The sequence below is a fragment of the Paenirhodobacter populi genome (genome assembly GCF_004022215.1).
GTDB lineage: Bacteria > Pseudomonadota > Alphaproteobacteria > Rhodobacterales > Rhodobacteraceae > Rhodobacter > Rhodobacter populi.
Genome location: NZ_SAUZ01000037.1, coordinates 1 through 22,393, shown reverse-complemented (window position 1 = coordinate 22,393; position 22,393 = coordinate 1). Strand labels below are relative to the sequence as shown.

At 67.0% G+C, this 22,393-nt stretch carries 25 protein-coding genes; 14 read left to right on the top strand and 11 right to left on the bottom strand.

What is annotated here, in order from left to right; genetic code table 11:
* Positions 1-119: 119 nt before the first annotated feature.
* Together D2T30_RS20870 and D2T30_RS20865 are read left to right on the top strand one after the other, a co-directional pair.
* The gene (locus D2T30_RS20870; RefSeq protein WP_128185033.1) at positions 120-407 is read left to right on the top strand and encodes an HU family DNA-binding protein; all 288 of its coding nucleotides are present in this window, start codon (positions 120-122) and stop codon (positions 405-407) included.
* 75 nt (positions 408-482) lie between these two features.
* Positions 483-1,349: a DMT family transporter gene (locus tag D2T30_RS20865; protein WP_128210397.1), complete on the top strand. Its 867-nt coding sequence runs from the start codon at positions 483-485 to the stop codon at positions 1,347-1,349.
* 119 nt (positions 1,350-1,468) lie between these two features.
* Here the strand turns inward: D2T30_RS20865 and D2T30_RS20860 are convergent, their stop codons facing one another.
* The 5 genes from D2T30_RS20860 to dapD all read right to left on the bottom strand — a co-directional run bounded on the left by D2T30_RS20860 (position 1,469) and on the right by dapD (position 4,949).
* Positions 1,469-2,029 carry a DUF4202 domain-containing protein gene (locus tag D2T30_RS20860; RefSeq protein ID WP_128210396.1) on the bottom strand — a complete coding sequence of 187 codons (561 nt, stop codon included), beginning with the start codon at positions 2,027-2,029 and terminating at the stop codon, positions 1,469-1,471.
* Positions 2,029-3,303 (bottom strand): lytic murein transglycosylase, encoded by a 1,275-nt coding sequence (locus D2T30_RS20855; protein ID WP_128210395.1) that lies wholly within the window; start codon positions 3,301-3,303, stop codon positions 2,029-2,031. The genes D2T30_RS20860 and D2T30_RS20855 overlap by 1 nt, the downstream gene beginning before the upstream one ends.
* Before the next feature lie 68 nt (positions 3,304-3,371).
* Entirely contained in the window at positions 3,372-3,737 is a 366-nt protein-coding gene (locus tag D2T30_RS20850; protein WP_128185025.1) for a hypothetical protein, read from the bottom strand.
* Between the two features lie 50 nt (positions 3,738-3,787).
* Positions 3,788-4,033 carry a GlsB/YeaQ/YmgE family stress response membrane protein gene (locus tag D2T30_RS20845; RefSeq protein ID WP_128185023.1) on the bottom strand — a complete coding sequence of 82 codons (246 nt, stop codon included), beginning with the start codon at positions 4,031-4,033 and terminating at the stop codon, positions 3,788-3,790.
* A gap of 88 nt (positions 4,034-4,121) precedes the next feature.
* The gene (gene dapD, locus D2T30_RS20840) at positions 4,122-4,949 is read right to left on the bottom strand and encodes a 2,3,4,5-tetrahydropyridine-2,6-dicarboxylate N-succinyltransferase (protein WP_128210394.1); all 828 of its coding nucleotides are present in this window, start codon (positions 4,947-4,949) and stop codon (positions 4,122-4,124) included.
* An 86-nt stretch (positions 4,950-5,035) separates the two neighbouring features.
* Here dapD and D2T30_RS20835 point away from each other — a divergent pair, with 86 nt between their 5' ends.
* Positions 5,036-5,869, top strand: coding sequence for an LOG family protein (locus D2T30_RS20835; protein ID WP_128210393.1), 834 nt, complete (start codon positions 5,036-5,038; stop codon positions 5,867-5,869).
* Between the two features lie 212 nt (positions 5,870-6,081).
* Entirely contained in the window at positions 6,082-6,849 is a 768-nt protein-coding gene (locus D2T30_RS20830) for a carbonic anhydrase (RefSeq protein WP_128185017.1), read from the top strand.
* A gap of 26 nt (positions 6,850-6,875) precedes the next feature.
* Here the strand turns inward: D2T30_RS20830 and rlmN are convergent, their stop codons facing one another.
* The 3 genes from rlmN to D2T30_RS20815 form a co-directional block, all read right to left on the bottom strand.
* Positions 6,876-8,057, bottom strand: coding sequence for a dual-specificity RNA methyltransferase RlmN (gene rlmN / locus D2T30_RS20825; protein ID WP_128210392.1), 1,182 nt, complete (start codon positions 8,055-8,057; stop codon positions 6,876-6,878).
* A gap of 309 nt (positions 8,058-8,366) precedes the next feature.
* Positions 8,367-8,891: an invasion associated locus B family protein gene (locus D2T30_RS20820; protein WP_128185013.1), complete on the bottom strand. Its 525-nt coding sequence runs from the start codon at positions 8,889-8,891 to the stop codon at positions 8,367-8,369.
* A gap of 254 nt (positions 8,892-9,145) precedes the next feature.
* Positions 9,146-9,904 (bottom strand): TSUP family transporter, encoded by a 759-nt coding sequence (locus D2T30_RS20815; RefSeq protein ID WP_128210391.1) that lies wholly within the window; start codon positions 9,902-9,904, stop codon positions 9,146-9,148.
* 133 nt (positions 9,905-10,037) lie between these two features.
* Here D2T30_RS20815 and D2T30_RS20810 point away from each other — a divergent pair, with 133 nt between their 5' ends.
* From D2T30_RS20810 to D2T30_RS20795, 4 genes are all read left to right on the top strand, one after another.
* Complete coding sequence (locus D2T30_RS20810) at positions 10,038-10,943, top strand: CPBP family intramembrane glutamic endopeptidase (protein ID WP_128210390.1); 906 nt, start codon at positions 10,038-10,040, stop codon at positions 10,941-10,943.
* A gap of 71 nt (positions 10,944-11,014) precedes the next feature.
* Positions 11,015-11,923: an acetyl-CoA carboxylase, carboxyltransferase subunit beta gene (gene accD, locus D2T30_RS20805; protein ID WP_128185007.1), complete on the top strand. Its 909-nt coding sequence runs from the start codon at positions 11,015-11,017 to the stop codon at positions 11,921-11,923.
* Positions 11,924-12,011: 88 nt separating this feature from the next.
* Entirely contained in the window at positions 12,012-13,280 is a 1,269-nt protein-coding gene (locus D2T30_RS20800; RefSeq protein WP_128210389.1) for a bifunctional folylpolyglutamate synthase/dihydrofolate synthase, read from the top strand.
* Positions 13,281-13,389: 109 nt separating this feature from the next.
* A complete protein-coding gene (locus D2T30_RS20795; protein WP_128210388.1) occupies positions 13,390-14,433 on the top strand; it encodes an LLM class flavin-dependent oxidoreductase in 1,044 nt (347 codons plus the stop codon).
* Between the two features lie 254 nt (positions 14,434-14,687).
* On the opposite strand, the gene zapE is transcribed toward D2T30_RS20795, so the two are convergent.
* Positions 14,688-15,773, bottom strand: a complete 1,086-nt coding sequence (gene zapE / locus D2T30_RS20790; protein ID WP_128210387.1) for a cell division protein ZapE — start codon at positions 15,771-15,773, stop codon at positions 14,688-14,690.
* 135 nt (positions 15,774-15,908) lie between these two features.
* Here zapE and D2T30_RS20785 point away from each other — a divergent pair, with 135 nt between their 5' ends.
* The 6 genes from D2T30_RS20785 to D2T30_RS20760 all read left to right on the top strand — a co-directional run bounded on the left by D2T30_RS20785 (position 15,909) and on the right by D2T30_RS20760 (position 20,967).
* The gene (locus tag D2T30_RS20785) at positions 15,909-16,166 is read left to right on the top strand and encodes a DUF4170 domain-containing protein (RefSeq protein ID WP_128184999.1); all 258 of its coding nucleotides are present in this window, start codon (positions 15,909-15,911) and stop codon (positions 16,164-16,166) included.
* 19 nt (positions 16,167-16,185) lie between these two features.
* A complete protein-coding gene (locus D2T30_RS20780; protein ID WP_128210386.1) occupies positions 16,186-17,424 on the top strand; it encodes a 3-deoxy-D-manno-octulosonic acid transferase in 1,239 nt (412 codons plus the stop codon).
* A complete protein-coding gene (lpxK, locus tag D2T30_RS20775; protein ID WP_128210385.1) occupies positions 17,424-18,407 on the top strand; it encodes a tetraacyldisaccharide 4'-kinase in 984 nt (327 codons plus the stop codon). The genes D2T30_RS20780 and lpxK overlap by 1 nt, the downstream gene beginning before the upstream one ends.
* Before the next feature lie 193 nt (positions 18,408-18,600).
* Positions 18,601-19,224 (top strand): DedA family protein, encoded by a 624-nt coding sequence (locus D2T30_RS20770; RefSeq protein WP_128210384.1) that lies wholly within the window; start codon positions 18,601-18,603, stop codon positions 19,222-19,224.
* On the top strand, positions 19,208-20,140 hold the full coding sequence (locus D2T30_RS20765; RefSeq protein ID WP_128210383.1) for a diacylglycerol/lipid kinase family protein: 933 nt from the start codon (positions 19,208-19,210) through the stop codon (positions 20,138-20,140). Before D2T30_RS20770 ends, D2T30_RS20765 begins: the two co-directional genes overlap by 17 nt.
* Positions 20,137-20,967, top strand: coding sequence for a metallophosphoesterase family protein (locus tag D2T30_RS20760; protein WP_128210382.1), 831 nt, complete (start codon positions 20,137-20,139; stop codon positions 20,965-20,967). Before D2T30_RS20765 ends, D2T30_RS20760 begins: the two co-directional genes overlap by 4 nt.
* Here the strand turns inward: D2T30_RS20760 and D2T30_RS20755 are convergent.
* Together D2T30_RS20755 and D2T30_RS20750 are read right to left on the bottom strand one after the other, a co-directional pair.
* The gene (locus tag D2T30_RS20755) at positions 20,934-21,809 is read right to left on the bottom strand and encodes a 3-hydroxybutyryl-CoA dehydrogenase (protein ID WP_128210381.1); all 876 of its coding nucleotides are present in this window, start codon (positions 21,807-21,809) and stop codon (positions 20,934-20,936) included. The genes D2T30_RS20760 and D2T30_RS20755 overlap by 34 nt on opposite strands.
* 138 nt (positions 21,810-21,947) lie before the next feature.
* Positions 21,948-22,393, bottom strand: a 446-nt coding sequence (locus tag D2T30_RS20750) for an electron transfer flavoprotein subunit alpha/FixB family protein (protein WP_206613041.1), incomplete at its 5' end; no start/stop codon positions are given.

The following is a 22,393-nucleotide window of genomic DNA, read 5'->3' as shown; positions in this document are numbered from 1 at the left end:
CAAAACTTGCACAATCTCTCTTGCCATGCTGGAAAAAACCGTGTGTTAGAGGTGGGTCGAAAAAACCGCGACGCGGGAAAGATGACCCTGGGCCACCGGGGCGAACAAGAGGATTTGAGATGTCGAAACCGATGACCAAGACCCAGCTTGTGGCCGCTCTCGCCGAGGCGATGGGCTCGGACAAGAAGACCGCCACGACGGCCCTTGACGCGATCGCGACCGTGGTGACGAGCGAAGTCGCCTCGGGCGGCGCCGTCACCCTGCCGGGCATCGGCAAGGTTTCGTGCAAGGCGCGTCCGGAACGGCAGGTCCGCAACCCGGCCACCGGCGAGACCATGACCAAGCCCGCCGACAAGCAGGTGAAGGTCACCGTTGCCAAGGCGCTGAAGGACAGCGTGAACGTCTGACCGGGCCGCCCTCGCGGGGCGTCACCCGACGGGCCGTCCCACGGGGCGGCCCTTGTTCGTTTTCGGGACAGAAACATGGATCTGCGCGCGATCGGCATGGGGCTGGCCTTTGCCCTGATGTGGTCTTCGGCCTTCACCTCGGCGCGGATGATCGTCGCCGATGCGCCGCCTATGCTGGCGCTGGCGCTGCGGTTCCTGTTTTCCGGGCTGATCGCCTGCGGCATCGCCGCCGCCATGGGCCAGAGCTGGCATCTGAGCCGGGCGCAGTGGAAATCCACGGTGATCTTCGGCATCTGCCAGAACGCGCTCTATCTGGGTCTGAACTTCATCGCGATGCAGTGGGTGCAGGCCTCGGTCGCGTCGATCATCGCCTCGACCATGCCGCTGATGGTGGCCTTCCTCGGCTGGATCGTGTTCCGCGACCGGATCCGGCCGCTTGGCCTGATCGGGCTGATCGCCGGGGTGATCGGCGTCGGCATCATCATGGGCGCGCGGCTGTCGGGCGGGGTCGATCCGGTCGGCGTGGCGCTGTGCTTCGCGGGCGCGCTGGCGCTGTCGGTCGCCACGCTGTCGGTGCGCGGCGCGGCCTCGGGCGGCAATGTGCTGATGATCGTCGGGCTGCAGATGTTCGTGGGCGCCGCGGCGCTGTTCGCCGCCTCCGCCCTGACCGAGGACTGGACCGCGATCCACTGGAGCGCGCGCCTGATCTGGGCCTTCATCTACACCACGCTGATCCCCGGCGTGCTGGCGACATGGGTGTGGTTCCGGCTGGTCGGGCAGATCGGCGCGGTGAAGGCCGCGACCTTCCATTTCCTCAACCCGTTCTTCGGCGTGGCGATCGCCGCCGCCGTTCTGGGCGAGCGCCTCGGCCCGGCGGACCTGCTGGGCGTCGCGGTGATCGCGGGCGGCATCCTCGCGGTGCAGATGTCCAAGGGGCGCTGACGTCTGAACGCGCGCGCGCCTCCTCCCTTCATTCTTCCATAAATATCCCGGGGGTGAATTGGCCGAAGGCCAAGAGGGGGCTGGCCCCCTGCCACCCCATCCACCGGCGCCGCAGAACCCTACTCCCGGAACGCGGCTGCAAAAGGCTCGGGCAAGGCGAATTCCGCCAGCGCCCGCACCCGCCCTTCGGGCGACATCTTCCGCGCGGTCTTCGCGACGATCTCCAGCAACTCCCCCGGATCGCGCGTCGGCGCGAAAGGCGCGAAATAGAACCGCAGGAAGACGAAGCAGATCACGTCCTCCAGCGCCTGCACCTCGGGGTCGCGCTTGATCCCCTCCTTGCGCAGCATCTTTTCCGCCCGCGCGATGGCCGCGTCGTCATAGCCCGCGTCGCGCATGATGCCCGCCACGCGCGCGGCATGGCGGCGCCCCTGTTCGCGGCGCCATTCCAGATAGCCCACGCGCCCCTCGGGGTAGTCCTTGCGGGGCAGCAGCCAGCGTTCGACATGCTGGCCGCGCGCCGCGATCTTCAGCGGGTCCGAGGCCTCGGGGAACAGCCGGTCCAGCTCCGCCGTCATCCGTTCGCCGTAAAGAAGGGCGGCGGGCCGCCCGTCTTCCAGCGTCGTATCCGCGCCATTGGCCGCGTCGATCGCGGCGAAAGCCCGTTCCAGCGGCCCCATCAGCCATTCCTCAGCCGTTGCAGCACGGACATCGTCACGAAGCCGTCGGGCGGCAGGCCGTTAGCCCGCTGCCATGCCGTCAGCGCGTCGATGGTGTTCTGGCCGATCATCCCGTCCGTGCCCTGCGTGTCATAGCCAAGCGCGGTGAGGCGGCGCTGCACCTCGGTCTTTTCGGCCGAGGTCAGGGCGCGGCCGTCGCGGGGCCAGGGCTTGACCAGCCCGCCCTTGCCCTTCAGCCGGTCGGACAGCAGCCCCACGCCCATCACATAGGCATCGGCGGCGTTGTAGCGCGAGATCGCCTGGAAATTGCCGAAGATCATGATCGCCGGCCCCTGCGCCCCGGCCGGCAGCAGGATCGAGGCCGCGCCGTAATTCGGCACCGTGCCGCCATTCACCGCCCGCACGCCAAGCGCCGCCCATTCGGCAGGCGACTTCTTCACCTTCTTGCCGCTCTGCGCGTAGTTGAAGCCCGAAGGCAGCGTGACCTCCACCCCCCAGGGCTGGCCGCGCGTCCAGCCGGACCGGGCCAGATAGGCGGCCGTCGAGGCCAGCGCATCGGCCGGATTGTCGGACCAGATGTCGCGCTTGCCGTCGCCGGTGAAATCGACCGCATAGGCCAGATAGGACGAGGGGATGAACTGCGTATGCCCCATCGCCCCCGCCCAGGATCCGGTCAGGTGCATCGGGTCGGTGTCGCCCGCCTGAATGATCTTGAGCGCGTCGATGAACTGCTGCTGGAAGAAGGCGCCCCGCCGCCCGTCATAGGCCAGCGTCGCCAATGCGGGCAGGATCAGGGTCGAGCCGCGATTCTTGCCGTAGTTCGATTCCATGCCCCAGATGGCGACGACGACCTCTTTGTCGACGCCATAGCGCGCCTCGATCGCGTTCAGCAGATCGCGGTGCTGGGCCAGCATGGCGCGGCCGTTCTGGATCCGGCTTTCGGACACCGCGCCGTCGAGGTATTCCCAGATCTGCTTGGTGAATTCCGCCTGATAGCGATCCCGCTCGATCACCTTCGGGTTGTAGCGGATCATCGCGACGGAACGGTTCCAGGTGCTTTCGTTGATCCCGGCCGACATGGCGCGCGGCTTGAAATCCGCAAGCCAGTTGCGCAGCCCCTGTTCATGCGCCGAATCCGCCGCAGGGATAGCCTCGGCGGTCACGCCACCGGTAGGCCCGGAGGGGCCCGCATACCGTTCCACCGGGCTCGAGCAGGCCGCCAGCCCGGAAAATGCCATGAATGTCAGGGTGGTGAGTTTCACTGCGCGTTGCATGCCTGCCTCGTTCTGCCCATTGTTGTTCGGGACAGTCTAACAGGCAAGTGAGGGGCCGTGAATCCCGCTCAGGCGGGCGGATCGCCATAGTAGGGCGTCATCTGCACGACGATCACGGAATTTTCATCCAGCGCGCGTTGCATCAGGGCGCGTTCCTCGGCGTCGATTTCATGGCCGAGCTTTTCGCGTTCGGCCAGCGTGCCATAGCCGGTCACGTCCAGCGGCGCGAGATCGGCCTCCTTCAGGATCGCCACGGTTTCGCGCACGGCCTCGGCCTCGTCGACGCCGGAGGCGAAGCACAGGATCCCCGCGCCGGTCGCGCCTTTGGGCAGGCCGTCGCCCTTCTTGCGGCCGACCTCTATCAGCAGGGTATAGACCTGCTGGGGGCGTTTCGGCTTCTTCGGGGTATCTTCGGTCGTCGTATCGTCCGGCATGGCGGCCTCCTGTGCCGTTCCGGCATAGGGGGGGCCGCCGCGCCGGTCAACTAGCGTTTGAACGCGCGGCCAAGGGCGATCAGGATGATCGCGCCCAAGGTCCCGACGATCAGTTGCGGCAGCCAGGCGTTGGCCGCGTAAATACCCAAAAGCGCCAGAATCGCATTGGCGATGATCGCGCCGACGATTCCCAGAATGACATTCAGGAAAATACCCGTGTTCGCATCCATGATGCGCGATCCGATCCATCCGGCCAGTCCGCCGATGATGATCGAGGCGAAAAATCCAAGTCCCAAGACAACCTCCTGCAATAAGCAGGGGATCAACGCGAAACCGCCGCCCCGGTTCCCGGAACGGCGGATTAAAATCACATCGGCGTGTGGATCAGTCGCGCAGCAGCTCGTTGATGCCGGTTTTCGAGCGGGTTTTGGCGTCCACCCGCTTCACGATCACCGCGCAATACAGGTTCACCCCGTTCTTCGACGGCAGCGAGCCCGAGACGACCACCGAATAGGGCGGCACCTCGCCGTAGAAGACCTCACCGGTTTCGCGGTCCACGATCTTGGTGGACTGGCTGAGGAAGACGCCCATGCCGAGAACCGATCCCTCGCGCACGATGACGCCCTCGACCACCTCGGAGCGGGCGCCGATGAAGCAGTTGTCCTCGATGATCGTCGGATTCGCCTGCATCGGTTCCAGCACGCCGCCGATGCCGACACCGCCCGACAGATGCACGCCCTTGCCGATCTGCGCGCAGGACCCGACCGTGACCCAGGTATCGACCATCGTGCCTTCATCGACATAGGCGCCAAGGTTGACGAAGCTGGGCATCAGCACGACGTTCTTGGCGATATAGGCCGAGCGGCGCACGACGCAGTTCGGCACCGCGCGAAAGCCCGCCGCGCGCCACTGGTTGTCGCCCCAACCCTTGAACTTGCTGTCGACCTTGTCCCACCAGCCGGACCCCTGCGGGCCGCCGTCCTGCATTTCCATGTCCTTGAGCCGGAAGCCCAGCAGCACGGCCTTCTTCGCCCACTGGTTCACGTGCCAGGACCCGTCGGCCCGCTTTTCGGCCACGCGGATCGTGCCGTTGTCGAGGGCGTCCAGCGTCGCCTCGATCGCGTCGCGCTGTTCCCCTTTCGAAGTGGGGGTGATGGCGTCGCGGTTTTCCCAGGCGGCCTCGATGGCGGTTTCGAGCGCGGCGTTCGACATGGTGCCCTCCGGTTCACGGTGTCTTTGGTTTTCCTTACCGAATGCCTATAGTAGCCGGAAAGCAAAGGCGCAACGAGCAGGACCGAATGGATATCATCAACGAAGACAAACGCAGCCATACCTTCCGCGATTCCGTCGAGGATGCGAAGGCTGCCGACCGGGTGCCCGACACCCCGCAAAGCCGGTCGCCCGCCTATCGGCTGGCCTTCGTCGATGAAGATTTCATGATGCGTGAAGAGCTGCGCCCGGTGCGGTTGCAGCTCGAACTGCTGAAGCCGCAGATGATCCTCGACGAACGCGGGATCGAATCGACGGTGGTGATGTTCGGCGGCGCCCGCATCCCGGCGCCCGAGCGGAAAGAGACCGCCAAGACCCCGATGCTGGGCGAGCTGACGAAATACTACGAGGAAGCCCGCCGTTTCGCCCATGAGGTGACGAACCGTTCCCTGCAGCATTACGGGCGGCAGTTCGTCGTCTGCACCGGCGGCGGCCCCGGCGTGATGGAGGCCGGCAACCGCGGCGCGAACGAGGCGGGCGGCCAGTCGATCGGGCTGAACATCCTTCTGCCGCATGAACAGGCGCCGAATGCCTTCGTGACGCCGGACCTGTCGTTCAACTTCCACTATTTCGCGCTGCGCAAGATGCACTTCCTGATGCGGGCGCGGGCAGTGACGGTCTTCCCCGGCGGCTTCGGCACGCTCGATGAGATGTTCGAGGCGCTGACCCTGATCCAGACCCGCCGGATGAAACGCATCCCGATCATCCTCTTCGGCATCGAGTTCTGGAAGCAGGTGGTGAACTGGGACCTTCTGGTCGAGGCCGGCACGATCAACGCCGAGGACCTGCACCTTCTGTCCTTCGTCGAGACGGCGGGCGAGGCGCTGGCGATCATCGACGCCTGGGATTACGGCTGCGAGTGAGCGCCGCCCGGGGCGGCCTTTCCCGGCGCGCCCATGAAAGACTGACGGCCGCGCATTTCGGGTGAAACGCGCGGTCTTTGTTTGCCGCCGGCCCCGCGCGAAATTTTTCGCGGCGGGCCATTGCAAATCGGCTGCGGCAGGCAGATGAACCGGCCCGGGGCCGACCCTCAGGGATCCCCCCAAACCACTCAACACATTCGGAGATCATCGCGATGAGATCGCATCGGTTCCTCATTCCGTTCGCAGCCCTGATGGCCGTGGCGGGACCTGTATCCGCAGAGGAAACCACCGCCCCGCACTGGAGCTATACCGGCGAAGCCGACCCTGAACACTGGGGCGAGCTGGCCGAGGCCTGGCACGCATGCACCGACGGCAGCCTGCAATCGCCGATCGACATCGAGGATGCCGCCGCCGTGGACGCCGACCTGCCGGATCTGGAGGTCGCCTACAAACCCTTCCCGCTGACGATCGTGAACAACGGCCACAGCCTGCAGGTCGCGGGCGCCCCGGACAATGGCTTCGACATCGAGGGGCATCACTTCGATCTCGTGCAGTTCCACTTCCACACGCCCGCCGAATACCATGTGAACGGCAAGACCTATCCGCTGGAGCTGCATCTGGTGCATCAGCGTGACGATGGCGCGCTGGCCGTGGTCAGCGTGATGTTCGACGAGGGCGCGGAAAACCCGGCGCTGGAACAGGTCTTTGCCCATATCCCCGCGACGGTCGGCGAAACGGTCACCGATCCCGATGTGCTGGTCGATGTGGCGGGCCTGCTGCCGCAGGATCATCGCTATTACCGGCTGATGGGATCGCTGACCACGCCGCCCTGCTCCGAAGGGGTGAACTGGTATGTGATGGAGGAACCGATGCAGGCCTCGAAGGCGCAGATCGAGACGTTTGCCCGTCTGTTCCCCGAAGGGGATGCCCGCCCGCTGCAATCGGCGAACAACCGGCTGGTCGTGCGCGACGTGAAATGAGGGAAAGGGGCCTTCGGGCCCCCTTCTTACAGCCCCGCCTCGGCGGCGATCTGGGCGCGGTTCTTGCGGGCGCGTTCCGTTGCGGATTTGAGCTGGCCGCAGGCGGCCATGATGTCCTCGCCGCGCGGGGTGCGGATCGGGCTTGCGTAACCCGCCTTGTAGATGATGTCGGCGAAGGCCTCGATCCGTTCCCAGTCGGACCGCTGATAGGGCGCGCCGGGCCATTCGTTGAACGGGATCAGGTTGATCTTGGCCGGGATGCCGCGGATCAGACGGACCAGACGGCGCGCGTCTTCGTCACTGTCGTTCACGCCCTTCAGCATCACGTATTCAAAGGTGATCCGTTCGGAATTCGACAGCCGCGGATATTCGCGCAGGCTCGCGATCAGCGTCTCGATATTGTATTTCTTGTTGATCGGCACGAGGCGGTTGCGCACCTCGTCCGTCGTCGCGTGGAAGCTGACGGCCAGCAGGCAGCCGATCTCGGCCGCCGTCCGGGCGATTTCCGGCACGACACCCGAGGTAGACAGCGTGATCCGGCGGCGGGACAGGGAAATCCCCTCGTTGTCCATCACCACCTGCATCGCGTCGCGGACATTCTCGAAATTGTAGAGCGGCTCGCCCATGCCCATCAGCACGACATTCGACACCAGCCGGGATTCGTCGCGCGGGGCGCCGGGCTTCGGCCACTCGTCCAGATCGTCGCGCGCCACCATCACCTGACCGACGATTTCGCCCGCCGTGAGGTTGCGCACCAGTTTCTGCGTGCCGGTATGGCAGAAGGAACAGGTCAGCGTGCAGCCCACCTGCGAGGAAATGCACAGGGTGCCGCGGTTTTCCTCGGGGATGTAGACGGCCTCGACCTCATGCCCGCCGGCGATCCGCAGCAGGTATTTGCGCGTGCCGTCCATCGAGACCTGCCGGGTCACGACCTCGGGCAGTGTCACCTCGAAATTCTCGGCCAGAAGCGCGCGGTAATCCTTGGCGAGGTTGGTCATCTGCGCGAAATCGCGCACGCCCCAGTGGTAGATCCATTGCCAGATCTGCCCCACCCGCATCTTCGCCTGCTTTTCAGGCGTGCCCGCGGCGATCAGCGCATCGCGCAACTGCGTCCGGGTCAGGCCGACAAGGTTCACCTTGCCGCCTTCGGGCAGTTTGCGCGGAATGGTCAGCACGTCTTGCGTAATCGGGGCTGCGGGCTTGTTCATGGCCATCGTCCAAAGGGGGTGGAGAGGGCGATATAGGGGATTCGTCCTGAAAAACAAAGCACGAAACGCGAAAGCCGCGCCGGAGGGACGCGGCTTTGCCGGATTTGCCCGGATCCGGGCCCTAAATCCGGTCCAGAACCGAAATCCCGGGCGCGTGCGGATGGGGCAGCAAGGGCCCAGCCCCCTCGCCCGTGTCCTGCGCATTCGGCGGGCCGATCTTCCACCGGAAGATCGGCTTGTCCGCCTCATCCCGGGATATTTATGGAAACACGAAAGCAGGAAAGGCGCGTTCCAAGGGAGGGCGCGGCCTTACTTGCAGCGGGCAGCCGCCTCGTTCGTGGCGGCGGTGAAGCCCATCAGCGAAAAGCGGTCCTGCGTCTGCGTGCCGCGCGCCGAATGCGCGGTCAGCGTCACATCGGCCCCGGATTTCAGCGCCGCGACCAGTTTGGCGTCATCATCGGGCGAGCCGGTCCACGCGCCTTCGCCATCGGTGAACAGCTTGAACTTCTGGCCGTTGTTGACGGCCACGTCGACGGTCGAGCCGGGGGCGAAGGGATAGCCGCCCATGAACGACACCTCGCCCGCGCCCGCGCCGCGATAGGTCACGAACAGCAGGATGTCGCCGCGGCGCACCTCGGCGGGTTTGCCGTCCTTGGTGTTCACGGTGCTCTTCGGCGTCGAAACGGCCCAGCATTCCTTCGGATTGCCCTCGACGAAGACGCTCCAGTCCGTCTTGGCGGCAACGCGGTTCGAGCTGGCCTGTGCCCCTGCCGTGCCTGCGAAAGCAAGCGACGCCGCCAGAAGTGTCACGCCCCGGGTAACGATATTCATCATGCTTACAGCCTCCAGCTGTCAATGCCTCTGCCGCCGCGCAGGCCTTTGACCCATCTTCACATGGCGGTTGCGAATTCAACTCGATTTTCGAGGAATAGCGCATTTTTGTTCCGGTGGGAAAGCCCCAAGCGGCGTGTTTTGCGCCGCAGATGCGCGGATCGCCCGCGCGGGTGCGGGGCCATTCCCCGTTGCGGGACCGGAGCTTAGGCCCCGTCCCCGCGTCCCGCCGCCGCATCACAACGCCGTGAGTCCTCTCACAGAATCTGCCAGACCAGCCGCAGCGCCATCAGCGTCGAGGTCACCACCAGCAGCGGCCGGATCAGCCGCGCACCCTGTTTCATCGCCATCCGCGAGCCGATCCGGGCGCCGATGATCTGCGCCACGCCCATCGCCAGACCGATCGCCCACCAGGCATGGCCGGTCAGCGCATAGGCGAGGAAACCGCCGAAATTCGATGCGAAGTTCAGCATCTTGGTATGCGCCGTCGCCTTCAGCACGCCATAGCCCGCCAGCGTGACGAAGCCGAGCATGTAGAACGACCCGGCCCCCGGCCCGACCGCACCGTCGTAGAACCCGACCACCGGCACCACGAAGGCGGTGAAGGCGAGGGGCGAGATCCGCCGCACCCGGTCCAGATCGTTCAGCCCGCGCCGGAAGGCGAAGAAGGCGGCGATGGCGATCAGGATCACCGGCAGGGCGATCCGCAGCGACTCCATCGGCACGAGGGACGCGGACCACGCCCCGGCGATGCCGGCCAGCAGGGCCACGGCCGCCGCACGGATCTGGCTGCGCGGATCGACATGGCCCGAAACGGCATAGGAATAAGCCGAGGTGGCCGAGCCGAAGATGCTCTGCACCTTGTTCGTGGACAGCGCGCCCAGAGGCGATGCCCCGGCCAGCAGCAGCGCGGGCAGCGTGATCAGCCCGCCGCCCCCGGCGATCGAATCGACGAAGCCGGCCAGCAGGGCGGCGCCGAGCAGGAACAGCACGAGATCGGTGGTGACTTCAAACATCGCTTTCGGACCGGGAAACACCGCGCGGAGGGCGGCGCGCCTTCATCGTCTTCGCGCCCGGCAAAGTAAAGTGCGAAGCCGTGACTTGCCGCCGGCCCCGCAGCCGCCTAGCTTCGCCCCCGAGAGGACCGCCATGCTGCACCATCCCCCGGAAGACCCGCCGGCCTACCGGCCGCTGCAAGGCTTCTGCGCCCCGGCCACGGCGCGGGCGGAGATCTGGCGCACCGTGGTGGGGCTGGGGCTGATTGTCGTGCTCTACTGGTCGGCGCTGGTCGGCGCGCTGCATCTGTTTCGCCGGATCGAGGGCGACACCGCCTATCTGCGCCTGCTTCTGTCGCTGGCGCAGGCGACGACGCCGCAGGGGCTGGTGCTGATGCTGGCGACCTTCGTGCCGCTGGCGCTGTCGGTGGCGCTGGTGACGCGCACGCTGAACGACCGGCCCGTGGCGACGCTGTTCGGCCCCGGCGCCTGGGGGACCATGCTGCGCACGGGGCCGGCGCTGATCGCGCTGTCGGTTCTGCTGCTGCCCTTGTCGATGCTTGATCCGCATATCGAAAAATCGACGCCGTTCGGCACGCTGATCGCCTGGGCACCGCTGGCGCTGCCGCTGCTGGCCGTGCAGATCACCGCCGAGGAACTGGTCTTCCGCGGCTATTTCCTGCAACAGATGGCGGCACGGTGGCGGTCGCGCTGGCTGTGGATGGTGCTGCCCTCGGCGGCGTTCGGGCTTTTGCATTTCTCGCCGGGCACCTATGGGCCGATGGCGTTCTGGCCGGTGCTCTGGGCCATGGCCTTCGGCTGCCTCGCCTCCGACCTGACGGCGCGGACCGGCAATCTGGGCGCGGCCATCGGCTTTCACTTCGCCAACAATCTTTCGGCGCTGTTCCTGCTGGGGCTGGCGGGGGAACTCGACGGGCTGAGCCTGTTCACCGTCGCCATCGACCCGAGCAACCCGGCGATGCTGGCCCCCTATATGGCCACCGATGCGCTGTCGATGCTGGTTTCCTGGCTGCTGGTGCGGCTGTTGCTGCGCGTCTGATTGCATTTCCCGGCCTTGCGGCTTATCTGGGGCTGACGCTGCGAACAGGCACCGAAAAGGGTTTTCGACCGATGAACTGGATCTCGAACTACGTCAAACCGAAGATCAACTCGTTGTTCTCGCGGCGCGAGATGCCCGAACACCTCTGGACGAAATGCCCCGAATGCGGAACGATGCTGTTCCACCGGGAGCTGGCGGACAACCTGAACGTCTGCACCAACTGCGATCACCACATGGCGATTTCGCCGCGGGCGCGCTTTGCCTCGCTGTTCGACGGCGGCATTTTCTCCGAGGTGAAGGTCCCCGTCCCGATCGCCGACCCGCTGCAGTTCCGCGACCAGAAACGATACCCGGACCGGATGAAGGCCGCGCAGAAAGCGACCGGCGAGAAAGAGGCGATGCTTGTCGCCGAGGGCGAGATGGGCCGCACCCCCATCGTCGCCGCGGCGCAGGATTTCGCCTTCATGGCCGGTTCGATGGGCATGTATGTCGGCAATGCGATCATCGCCGCCGCCGAACGCGCGGTGAAACTGAAACGCCCGCTGATCCTGTTTTCCGCCGCCGGCGGCGCGCGCATGCAGGAGGGCATCCTGTCGCTGATGCAGATGCCGCGCACCACCGTCGCCGTGCAGATGCTGAAGGAAGCGCACCTGCCCTATATCGTCGTGCTCACCCATCCGACGACGGGGGGGGTGACCGCCTCCTACGCCATGCTGGGCGATGTGCAGATCGCCGAGCCGAATGCGCTGATCTGCTTTGCCGGGCCGCGCGTCATCGAACAGACCATCCGCGAAAAGCTGCCCGAGGGCTTCCAGCGCGCCGAATACCTGCTGGACCACGGCATGCTCGACCGCGTGACCCACCGCAAGCACCTGCGCGAGGAGCTCATCACCATCACCCGGATGCTGATGAACCAGCCCCCCGCCGTCGCGGGCGACCTGCCCGCCCCCGGCAAGCCGGTCGAATCGCAGCCCGCCTGACCCTTCATTCTTCCCCAAATATCCCGGGGGGCCGGGGGCCTTGGCCCTCGGCGGGGCAGAGCCCCTCTCGCCTCCGCAGGAGGCGATCATGTCCCATTCCGATGAAATCCTGACGCGGCTGATGACGCTGCACCCGAAGGTGATCGACCTGACGCTCGACCGGGTGGAACGGCTGCTGGCCGTGCTCGGCCATCCCGAACGCGCCCTGCCCCCGGTGATCCATATCGCCGGGACCAACGGCAAGGGCTCGACGCAGGCGATGATCCGCGCCGGGCTCGAATCGCAGGGCAAGGCGGTCCATGCCTATACCTCGCCCCATCTCGCGCGGTTCCACGAACGCATCCGCATCGCCGGGGCGCTGATCTCGGAACCCGACCTGTCCGCGCTGCTGGAGGAATGCTACGACAGGAACGCCGGCGCCCCGATCACCTTATTCGAGGTCACCACCTGCGCGGCCTTTCTGGCCTTCGCCCGCACACCCGCGGATTTCACGCTTCTGGAAGTCGGCCTCGGCGGGCGGCTCGATGCGACGAATGTGGTGGAAAAGCCGGCGCTGACGATCATCACCCCGGTCTCGATCGACCATCAGCAGTTTCTGGGCGAGACATTGCCCGAGATCGCCGGGGAAAAGGCCGGGATCCTCAAGCGCGGCGTCACCTGCGTCGTCGGCCCGCAGGAGGAAGCGGCCCTTGAGGTGATCGAGGCCCGCGCCGCCCGCGTGGGCGCCCCCCTCTTCGTCCACGGCCAGCACTGGCACGCCTTCGAGGAACGCGGCCGCCTGATCTATCAGGATGAAAACGGCCTTCTGGACCTGCCCCTGCCGAACCTGCCCGGCCCGCACCAGATCCAGAACGCCGGCGCCGCCATTGCCGCTTTGCGCCTGCTGGGGCTGGGCGACGGGGCCGAGGCTGCCGTGACCCGCGCCGAATGGCCCGCCCGGATGCAGCGCCTGCGTCAGGGGCCGCTCGCCGCCAGCGCGCCGGGGGTGGAGCTGTGGCTCGACGGCGGGCACAATCCGGCGGGCGGGCTGGCCGTGGCGGCAACGCTCGCGCGGATGGCCCCGCGCCCGACACATCTGATCTGCGGCATGATCAACACCAAGGATGTCGTGGGCTACATGCGCCCGCTGGTCGATCAGGCCGTCAGCCTGACCGCCGTCACGATCCCCGAGGAACCCAACGCCGTCCCCGCCGAGGTGATCGAGCAGGACGCCCGCATCGCCGGTTTCACCACCACCTTCCGCGCCGGATCGGTGGGCGAGGCCCTGTCGGCCATCGCCGCGCGCGATCCCTCGGCCCGGGTGCTGATCTGCGGCTCGCTGTATCTGGCGGGCAAGGTGCTGCGCGAAAACCATTGAGATCTGCGCCCTGATGCGCTGATCCTTGTGCGACGGTGCATATTTGCACGTCGCCCGGTCGTGCCTATCTTCGGCCCAACGCTCAGGCAACCGGCATCAGGAGCCAGACATGACCACGTTTCAAAACCTCGAATTCGGCCTCGATACCTTCGGGGACATCACCCGCGACGACAGCGGCCTGCGCACGGGCGCGCAGGTGATCCGCGACACATTGGCCGAAGGCATCCTCGCCGATCAGGTCGGCGTCGACTATTTCGGCCTCGGCGAACACCACCGCCCGGATTTCGCCATCTCGGCGCCCGAGCCGATCCTCGGCGCGCTGCTCGGCCAGACAAAGCACATCCACGGCGGGACCTCGGTCACGGTGCTGTCCTCGGACGATCCGATCCGCGTCTACCAGCGGTTCGCCACGCTCGACGCCATCGCGCCGGGACGGGCGGAAATCACCATCGGCCGCGGATCCTTCACCGAAAGCTTCCCGCTCTTCGGCTACAAGCTCGACGATTACGAAGACCTGTTCACCGAAAAATCGCAGCTTCTGCATGAACTTGCGACGCAGGAGAAGGTGACGTTTCAGGGCAGCCACGTGCCCGAACTGAAGGGCGTGACCGTCTGGCCGCGCGCCGAAACCCCGCTGAAGATCTGGCGCGGCGTCGGCGGCAGCCCGCAATCGGTGATCGAGGCGGCGGCGGCCGGGATGCCGCTGGTGCTGGCCATCATCGGCGGCGATCCGGCGCGCTTCGCCCCGCTCGCCGACCTCTATCGCCGCGCGCATGAACAGATGGGCACGCCCGTCCTGCCCATCGGCGTGCATTCCCCCGGCCATGTCGGCGCGACCGACGCCGAGGCCCGCGACGAATATTTCGAGGGCTATGCGAAGATGCACGAGATGGTCGGCCGGTCGCGCGGCTGGGGAAAACTCTCCCGCGCCGCCTATGACGCGGAAATCGCGCATGGTTCGCTCTACGTCGGCGCGCCGGAAACGGTGGCGAAGAAGATCGCGCGGACGGTGAAGATCCTCGGCCTCGACCGCTTCACGCTGAAATATTCCTCGGGTCCGCAGGACTATCGCGCGAATCTGAGGAACGTCGAGCTTTACGGCACCAAGGTCATCCCGCTGGTGCGCGAGATGCTGGCCGCGGAAGCCGCCTGACCAAAGATCGCGAAAACCGGGGGCGGCGCAGGGGGCGCTGCCCCCGTCCTTCGGACTCCCCCCGGGATATTTATGGAAAAACGACAGGCAAACCATCCGTCCGGGTGGCTTTGAACCCCACACCGGAACGCCGCGCGCCTCTCTTCCTTTCGTGTTTCCATAAATATCCCGGGGGTGAATTGGCCGAAGGCCAAGAGGGGGCTGGCCCCCTTCTTCCTTCCCTCGTCACGGCACCCGAAAGGGGCCGGCGCGCCTCATTCGGTCGCCTTGCCCCAGTCCGCATCCTGCATCTCGCGCAGGCGCGAGGCGGTGCGCTCGAACTCGAACGATCCCTCGCCCTCGAAATACAGCCGTTCGGGTTCGTCTGCGGCGGAACAGATCAGCCGCACCTTCGCCTCATACAGTGCGTCGATCAGCGTCACGAACCGCTTCGCCTGGTTGAAATTGTCCGCCGAAAGCTGCGGGATGTCGTCGATCATCAGCACCCGCATCGCCCCGGCGATGGCCAGATAATCCGCCGGGCCAAGCGCATGGGCGCACAGATCCCAGAACGAGGCCCGCCCGACGCCGGAATGGAAATGCGGGATGATGACATCGCGGCCCTTCACCTCGATCTTCAGCGGCGCGCCCGGATCGTTGCCGGTCAGTTCCCCCCAGAGCGCGTCCATCGCGGCCGTCGCCGCCTTGCCGAGCGGATGGAAATAGACCTGCGCGCCGGTCAGGCGGTGCTGGCGGTAGTCCGTCTCGCTGATGATCTCATGCACCGTCAGCTTCTGCCGGATGATGTCGATGAAGGGCAGGAAAAGCTGCCGGTTCAGCCCGTTCTTGTAAAGCTCCTCGGGCGCCCGGTTCGAGGTGGTCACCACCGTCACGCCGCGAGCGAAAAGTTCCTCGAACAGGCGACCGACGATCATCGCATCGGCGATGTCGGTGATCTGCATCTCATCGAAGCACAGCAGGCGGATGTCGCGCGCGATTCCATCGGCCACGGGCAGCAGAGCGTCTTCGACCTTGGCGCGGCGGGCGGCCTCGATCTGGGCCTGCACCTCCTGCATGAAGGCGTGGAAATGGACACGCCGCTTCGGCACCGCGACCGCGCCGCAAAACAGGTCCATCAGCATCGACTTGCCGCGACCCACACCCCCCCAGAGGTAAAGCCCCTTCACCGGCTCGGGCCGGTGCCGGGAAAGGCGCGAGAACAGCCCCTGTTTCTTCGGCGGCGTTTCCAGCGCCACGCGGATGTCTTCAAGCAGCGGCAGCACCGCGCGCTGCGCCGCATCCGGGTGCAGCGCCCCTTCGGCCACGCGGGTATCGTAGATCTGCATCAGGCTTTGCTTCATCGCTTCCTCTCCCCGGATGGGACTGCGTTGCGTCCCTTTTAAGGGAAGGCTAAGTTAGGGCAAGGCCGCGCTTGAGATACAGCATACATCGGTATACAAATCCCGCAACGCAGCCCATTTGCCACAGGAGTGATCATGTCCAGCAAGGCACCGCAACGTCTGCACCTCGTCTTCGGGGGGGAACTCGTCGATCCTTCGCGCAGCGAATTCAAGGATGTCAGCAAGATCCATATCGTCGGCATCTTCCCGAATTACGCCTCTGCCCACGCCGCCTGGAAGGCCGAGGCGCAGCGCACCGTCGATGACGCCCATACCCGCTATTTCATCGCGCACCTGCACCGCCTGCGCGACGAGGAATCGGCGGCGTCCTCGACCGAAATGCTCGGCGCGTAACGGCGCCCGAAGGACCCGGATGCGGCGATCGTTCCTGCTCTGGCTGCGGCTTCTGGTCCAGCGGCCCCGGGTTGCTGGCGCGCAGGCGCTTGCGGCGGCGCAGGTGCCGCGCCCGGCCGGGCCGCTGATCTGGGTCATCGTCGATCCGGCGCCCGATGTCGCGGCCAGCGCGGGGCTGTTGCTGCGCCGGCTGGTCCATGCGCGGCCGGGAACGGGGCTGCTGGTCAGCCTCGACGCCCCGGTCGCCGATCTGCCGCCCGGGGTGATCCGCATCGCCCGCCCCGAAGATTGCCCCGCCGCCGCCGCGCTGATGCTGTCGCACTGGCGCCCGGGGCTGATCGTGCTGATGGGCAACAGCCTTCCGGCGGCGTTGATCGCGCTGGCGAAGGAACAGGGCATTCCCGTGATGGCCGTCGACATGCGCCGAAGCGAAGCCACGCGCCCGAAAAGCCTCGCCGCCCGGCGGATCGAGGTGGCGCTGCTGTCGCGGCTCGACCGGATCATCCTGCGCGATGCCGAAAGCCAGACGGCGCTGCATGAGCTGGGCGTGTCGCCCTCGCTGACCGAGGTGGGCGGCGCGCTGTCCGAACCGCCGGAACCCCTGCATTGCTCCGAGGCCGAGCGCGCCTCGATCGCCGCGATCACGCGCACGCGGCCGGTATGGCTGGCCGCCGCCGTGCCCGATGCCGAACTGCGCATGGTGCTGGACGCCCATACCCATGCGGCGCGCCACGCCCATCGGATGCTGCTGATCCTCGCGCCCGAGACAGGGATGCCGGCGGACGGACTGGCCGCCGAACTGGAGGCGCAGGGCTGGGTGACCGGCCAGCGCTCGATCGAGGGCGAGCCGGAAGAGGAAATGCAGATCTTCCTTGCCGACGATCCCGGCGAATACGGGCTGTGGTTCCGCATCGCGCCGGTGACCTATATGGGCGGCACGCTGAGCGGCGCGGGCACGGCGTCGCGCTCGCCGCTGGATCCCGCGGCGCTTGGATCGGCGATCCTGCACGGGCCAGAGACGGGCGCCTTCGCGGCGGAATATGCGCGGCTGGAAACCGCGCGGGCGGCGCGTCAGGTGACCGATGCCCGATCCTTGGGCGAGGCGGTGTCGGATCTGATGGCGCCGGACCGCGCCGCGATGCTCGCCCATAACGCCTGGGTGGTGACCTCGGGCGGCGCGGGGGCGGCCGAGGCGGTGGCCCATGCCATCCTGTCGGTCTTCGACACGCATGCGGTGCAGGCCGCGGAGGCGGGCTGATGGGCACCCCCCGCTTCTGGTTCACAGATCCGCCCGGTGTCCTCGCGCGGCTGCTGGCCCCACTCGGGCGGATCTATGCGGCGGCAACGGCGCGGCGGGTGGCGCGGCCCGGTGCGCGGGTGGACGCGCCGGTGATCTGCGTGGGCAACATCAACGCGGGCGGCACCGGCAAGACCCCCACGGTGATCGCGCTGGTGGAACATCTGGCCCGGCGCGGCATCGCCGCCCATGTGGTCAGCCGGGGCCACGGCGGACGGCTGACCGGGCCTGTCCGGGTGGATCCCGCCCGGCACACCGCCACTGACACCGGGGACGAGCCACTGCTGCTCGCGGCCTTCGCCCCGGTCTGGGTCGCCCGCGACCGGGCGGCGGGCGCGCGCGCCGCGATCGCCGCGGGGGCGCAGGCGATCGTTCTGGACGACGGCCACCAGAACCCGGCGCTGGTCAAGGACCTGTCGCTCGTCGTGGTCGATGCCGCGAAGGGCTTCGGCAACGGCCTCTGCCTGCCCGCCGGCCCGCTGCGCGAGCCGGTGGCCGCGGGCCTCGCCCGCGCCGACCTGCTGCTGTCGATCGGCGATGCCCCGGCGCAAGCCCGCTTCGCCGCCCGCTGGGGCGCGGCGGTGCAGGTCCCGCATCTGACCGGCGCGCTGGAGCCTTTGCGAACCGGAATGGACTGGCGCGGACAGAAGGTGCTGGCCTTCGCGGGCATCGGACATCCCGAAAAGTTCTTCGCCACGCTGCGCGACCTCGGCGCCGATCCGGTCCGGACCGAGGCGCTGGCCGATCATCAGCCCTTCACGCCGCGCCTCCTCGCCCGGCTGACGGCCGAGGCACAGGCCTCCGGCGCGCAGCTCGTCACCACGGAAAAGGACGCCGCCCGCCTGCCCACCACCTTCCGCCCGCAGGTTCTGACGCTGCCGGTGCGGTTGCGGATCGCGGATCCTGCGGCGCTGGACGCGGCGCTCACCCGGATCGGTCTTTGAACCCATCCCGCAATACCGCGCGCGCCTCCTTCCCTTTCGTGTTTCCATAAATATCCCGGGGGTGAATTTGCGCGCATGCGCAAAGAGGGGGCTGGCCCCCTCCTTCCCCTTCCGTGCGCGCCCACGACGACATCCCCGGAACCAAACCCCCGCACAGCCGGTTGACAGGGGCAAAACGGGGGAACGGCGCCAGATGTTCGACATGATCACGGGACTGATCGCCTCGGCCGGGCTGGCCGGGATCGCGCTGCTGATGTTCGTCGAAAACGTCTTCCCGCCCGTGCCGTCGGAACTCATCATGCCGCTTGCGGGCTACAATGCCGCGATGGGTCGGATGTCCTTCGTCGCCGTCGTTCTGGCCGGATCTGCGGGATCGCTGGCCGGAGCGTGGTTCTGGTACTGGCTCGCCCGCCGCGTGCCCGAGGAAAAGATCCGCCGCTTCATCCGCCGCCACGGCCGATGGGCGGGGATCGACCTCGTCGGGCTGCGGATGGCGCGGCGGTGGTTTCGCCGATACGGCGCCTCGGCGGTGCTGATCGGACGGCTGATCCCCGCGGCGCGCACGCTGATCTCGATCCCCGCGGGGCTGGTGCGCATGCCGCCGCTGAAATTCCTGATCTTCTCCGCGATCGGCACCTTGCTGTGGACGACCTTCCTCACCTCGCTCGGCTATATCCTCGAGGCGCAATATGACCGGATCGCGGCCTGGCTCGACCCGGTATCGACCGGGATCGTGGTGCTGTGCGTGCTGGCCTATGTCTGGCGCGTGGTGACCTACGACCAGCCCGGAGGCAGCCGCGATGCCCCCAACCGCTGACCATTGCGACCTGTCCCGCTGCAAGGTCGCGCTGATCCTCAACCCCAAGGCCGGCAAAAGGGACGCGCGCGGCCGCGTCGACCATATCCGGTCGCGGATCGAGCCTGCGGCGCGGGACTTCGCCGTCTACCAGATGCGCAAGGGCATGGATTTCGCCGAAACCGCCCGCACCGCGATCCGCGAGGGCGCCGACATCGTCGCGGCCTTCGGCGGCGACGGCACGCAATCCGCCGTGGCCGGGGCTTTGGCCGGGACCGGCGTGGCGATGGCGGTGCTGCCCGGCGGAACCTTCAACTATTTCGCGCGCGAGCTTGGCGTCGGCGACAGTCTGGATCAGGCGCTCGACGCGCTGATCGCGGGGCGGGTACGCAGCCGCGATCTGGGCGCGGTGAACGACCGGATCTTTCTCAACAACGCCAGCTTCGGCGTCTACCCCGAGATCCTCGAACGGCGCGAGGGGATCTACCGCCGCTGGGGCCGCAGCCGGATCGCGGCCTACTGGTCGGTGCTGGTGGCGCTGTGGGAGCTGAACGCCCCGCTCCGCCTGTCGCTGACCGTGGAGGGCAGGACGCGCGAGGTCAGCACCCCGCTCGCCTTCGCCGCCCGCAGCGCGTTCCAGCTGGACAGCCTCGGGCTCGAAGGCGCCGAAGCGGTGCGGAACGGCCATTTCGCGCTGTTCCTTGCGCGGCGCAAAAGCCGGCCGGCGCTGATGCTCGCCTCGCTCCGGCTGGCCTTCGGCAAGGTCGCGCGGGGCGAGGATTTCGATCTGGTGATTTCCGACGAAATGCTGATCGAGACGGGCAAGACCCGCAAGCTGATCGCCTTCGACGGCGAAAAGGCGCGGCTCACCGGGCCGTTCCGGCTGCGCATCCTGCCGGGCGCGCTGCGGGTCATCCAGCCGGCGGAGGCGGAATGACCCGGCTCGTCCACCTGACCGACCTGCATTTCGGGCGCGAGCGCGCGGATCTGGTCGCCCCCCTGCATGAAGCCGTCCGCGCCTGCGCCCCGGATCTGGTGATCGTGTCGGGCGATCTGTCGCACCGGGCGCGGCGCACGCAGTTCCGCCGGGCGATGGCCTTCCTGCGCGGGCTGGACCTGCCATTCCTGACGATCCCCGGCAATCACGATGTGCCGCTGTTCAATCTGGTCGCGCGGATGCTGTTTCCGTTCCGGGGCTACTGCCGGGCGGTTCCGGGCAGCATGACGCCGGATGCCGAGGTTGGCCCGCTGCGGATCTTTTCCGCCAATACCGCCGATCCGCACAGCCTGCGGCGCGGCATCCTGCGCGGGCGCGACCTGAAGCGCATCTGCGCGGGCATGCGCCGCACGCCCGGGGATGGGGTCAACATCCTCGTCTGCCACCACCCGCTGCGCGAGCCGCCGGGGTTCGAGCGGGGTGAGACGAAGGGCGCCGCGCAGGCCCTGCCGCAGATGCAGGCGGCGGGGTTGCAGATCGTCCTGTCGGGGCATCTGCACCATTGGGCGATCGGGCTGGGCATCACGCCGGAGACCCCGCAGCCGATCCTGCAGGTGCAGACGGGCACCGCGCTTTGCGGCCGGGTCGGCGAAACCGATCACGGCTTTTCGGTGCTGGATATCCGGCCCGACGATGTCACCGTCACGCCCTGGCTTGCGGACGAGGCTTCATCCTTCCACCCCGCCGCGCCCCACCGCTACCTGCGGCGGGACGGGCTCTGGCACATCGCGGATCAGCGCGTCGGCACCGGCGTTTCGCCGCTGTAGTCGTAGAAGCCCCGCCCGGTCTTGCGGCCAAGCCACCCCGCCTCGACATATTTCGTCAGGAGCGGACAGGGGCGATATTTGGAATCCGCCAGCCCGTCATACAGCACGTTCATGATCGCCAGACAGGTGTCCAGCCCGATGAAATCCGCCAGCTCCAGCGGCCCCATCGGGTGATTCGCCCCAAGCTTCAGCGCCGTGTCGATCGAGGTGACATTCCCCACCCCTTCATACAGCACATAGACCGCCTCGTTGATCATCGGGATCAGCACGCGGTTGACGATGAAGGCCGGGAAATCCTCGGCCGAGGCGGCGGTCTTGCCCAGCTTCTCCACCACGGCCAGCATCGTCTGGTAGGTCGGCTCGTCGGTGGCGATGCCGCGGATCAGCTCGACCAGCTGCATCACCGGCACCGGGTTCATGAAATGCACGCCCATGAACTTTTCCGGCCGGTCCGTGCCCGTCGCCAGCCGGGTGATCGAAATCGACGAGGTGTTCGAGGCAAGGATCGTGTCCGGTTTCAGATGCGGCACCAATGTCTTGAAGATCTGGTGCTTGACCGCTTCCTTTTCCGTCGCCGCCTCGATGATAAGGTCGCAGGGCCCCAGATCGGTCAGCGTCAGGGTCGTGCCGATCCGGCCAAGTGCTGCGTCCTTGTCCGCCTCGGTGATCTTCCCCTTCGAGACCTGCCGGTCAAGGTTCTTGCCCACCGTCTTCAGCGCCTTGTCGATGCTGTCCTGGCTGATGTCGTTCAGCAGGACGTCATAACCCGCAAGCGCGAAGACATGGGCGATGCCATTGCCCATCTGACCCGCGCCGACAATTCCAACCTTTTCGATCGCCATGTTCCGTTCCCCCTCTTTGCCCCCCGACTATGCTGCGGCGCAGAGACTGGCGCAAGGGTGTCGCGGTGTTTGCCGCTGCGTCATGGCCAAACGCAAAAGCCCCGCCAAGGCGGGGCTTTCACGGAAATTACAGCGGCTTCACAGCTTCTGGGTGAGTTCCGGCAGCGTTGTGAACAGATCACCGACGAGGCCGTAGTCGGCGACCTGGAAGATCGGGGCCTCCTCGTCCTTGTTGATCGCCACGATCACCTTCGAATCCTTCATCCCGGCCAGATGCTGGATCGCGCCGGAGATGCCCACCGCCACATAGAGCTCGGGCGCCACCACCTTACCGGTCTGCCCGACCTGACGGTCGTTCGGCGCATAGCCCGAATCCACCGCCGCGCGCGAGGCGCCGACCGCCGCATGCAGCTTGTCCGCCAGCGCCTCGATCAGCGCGAAATTCTCCGCCGAGCCAATGCCGCGGCCGCCCGAAACCACGATCTTCGCCGAGGTCAGCTCGGGCCGGTCGGATTTCACCACCTTGTCCTCGACCCAGGCCGACAGGCCCTTGTCGCCCGCCGCGGCGACGGCCTCGATCGGCG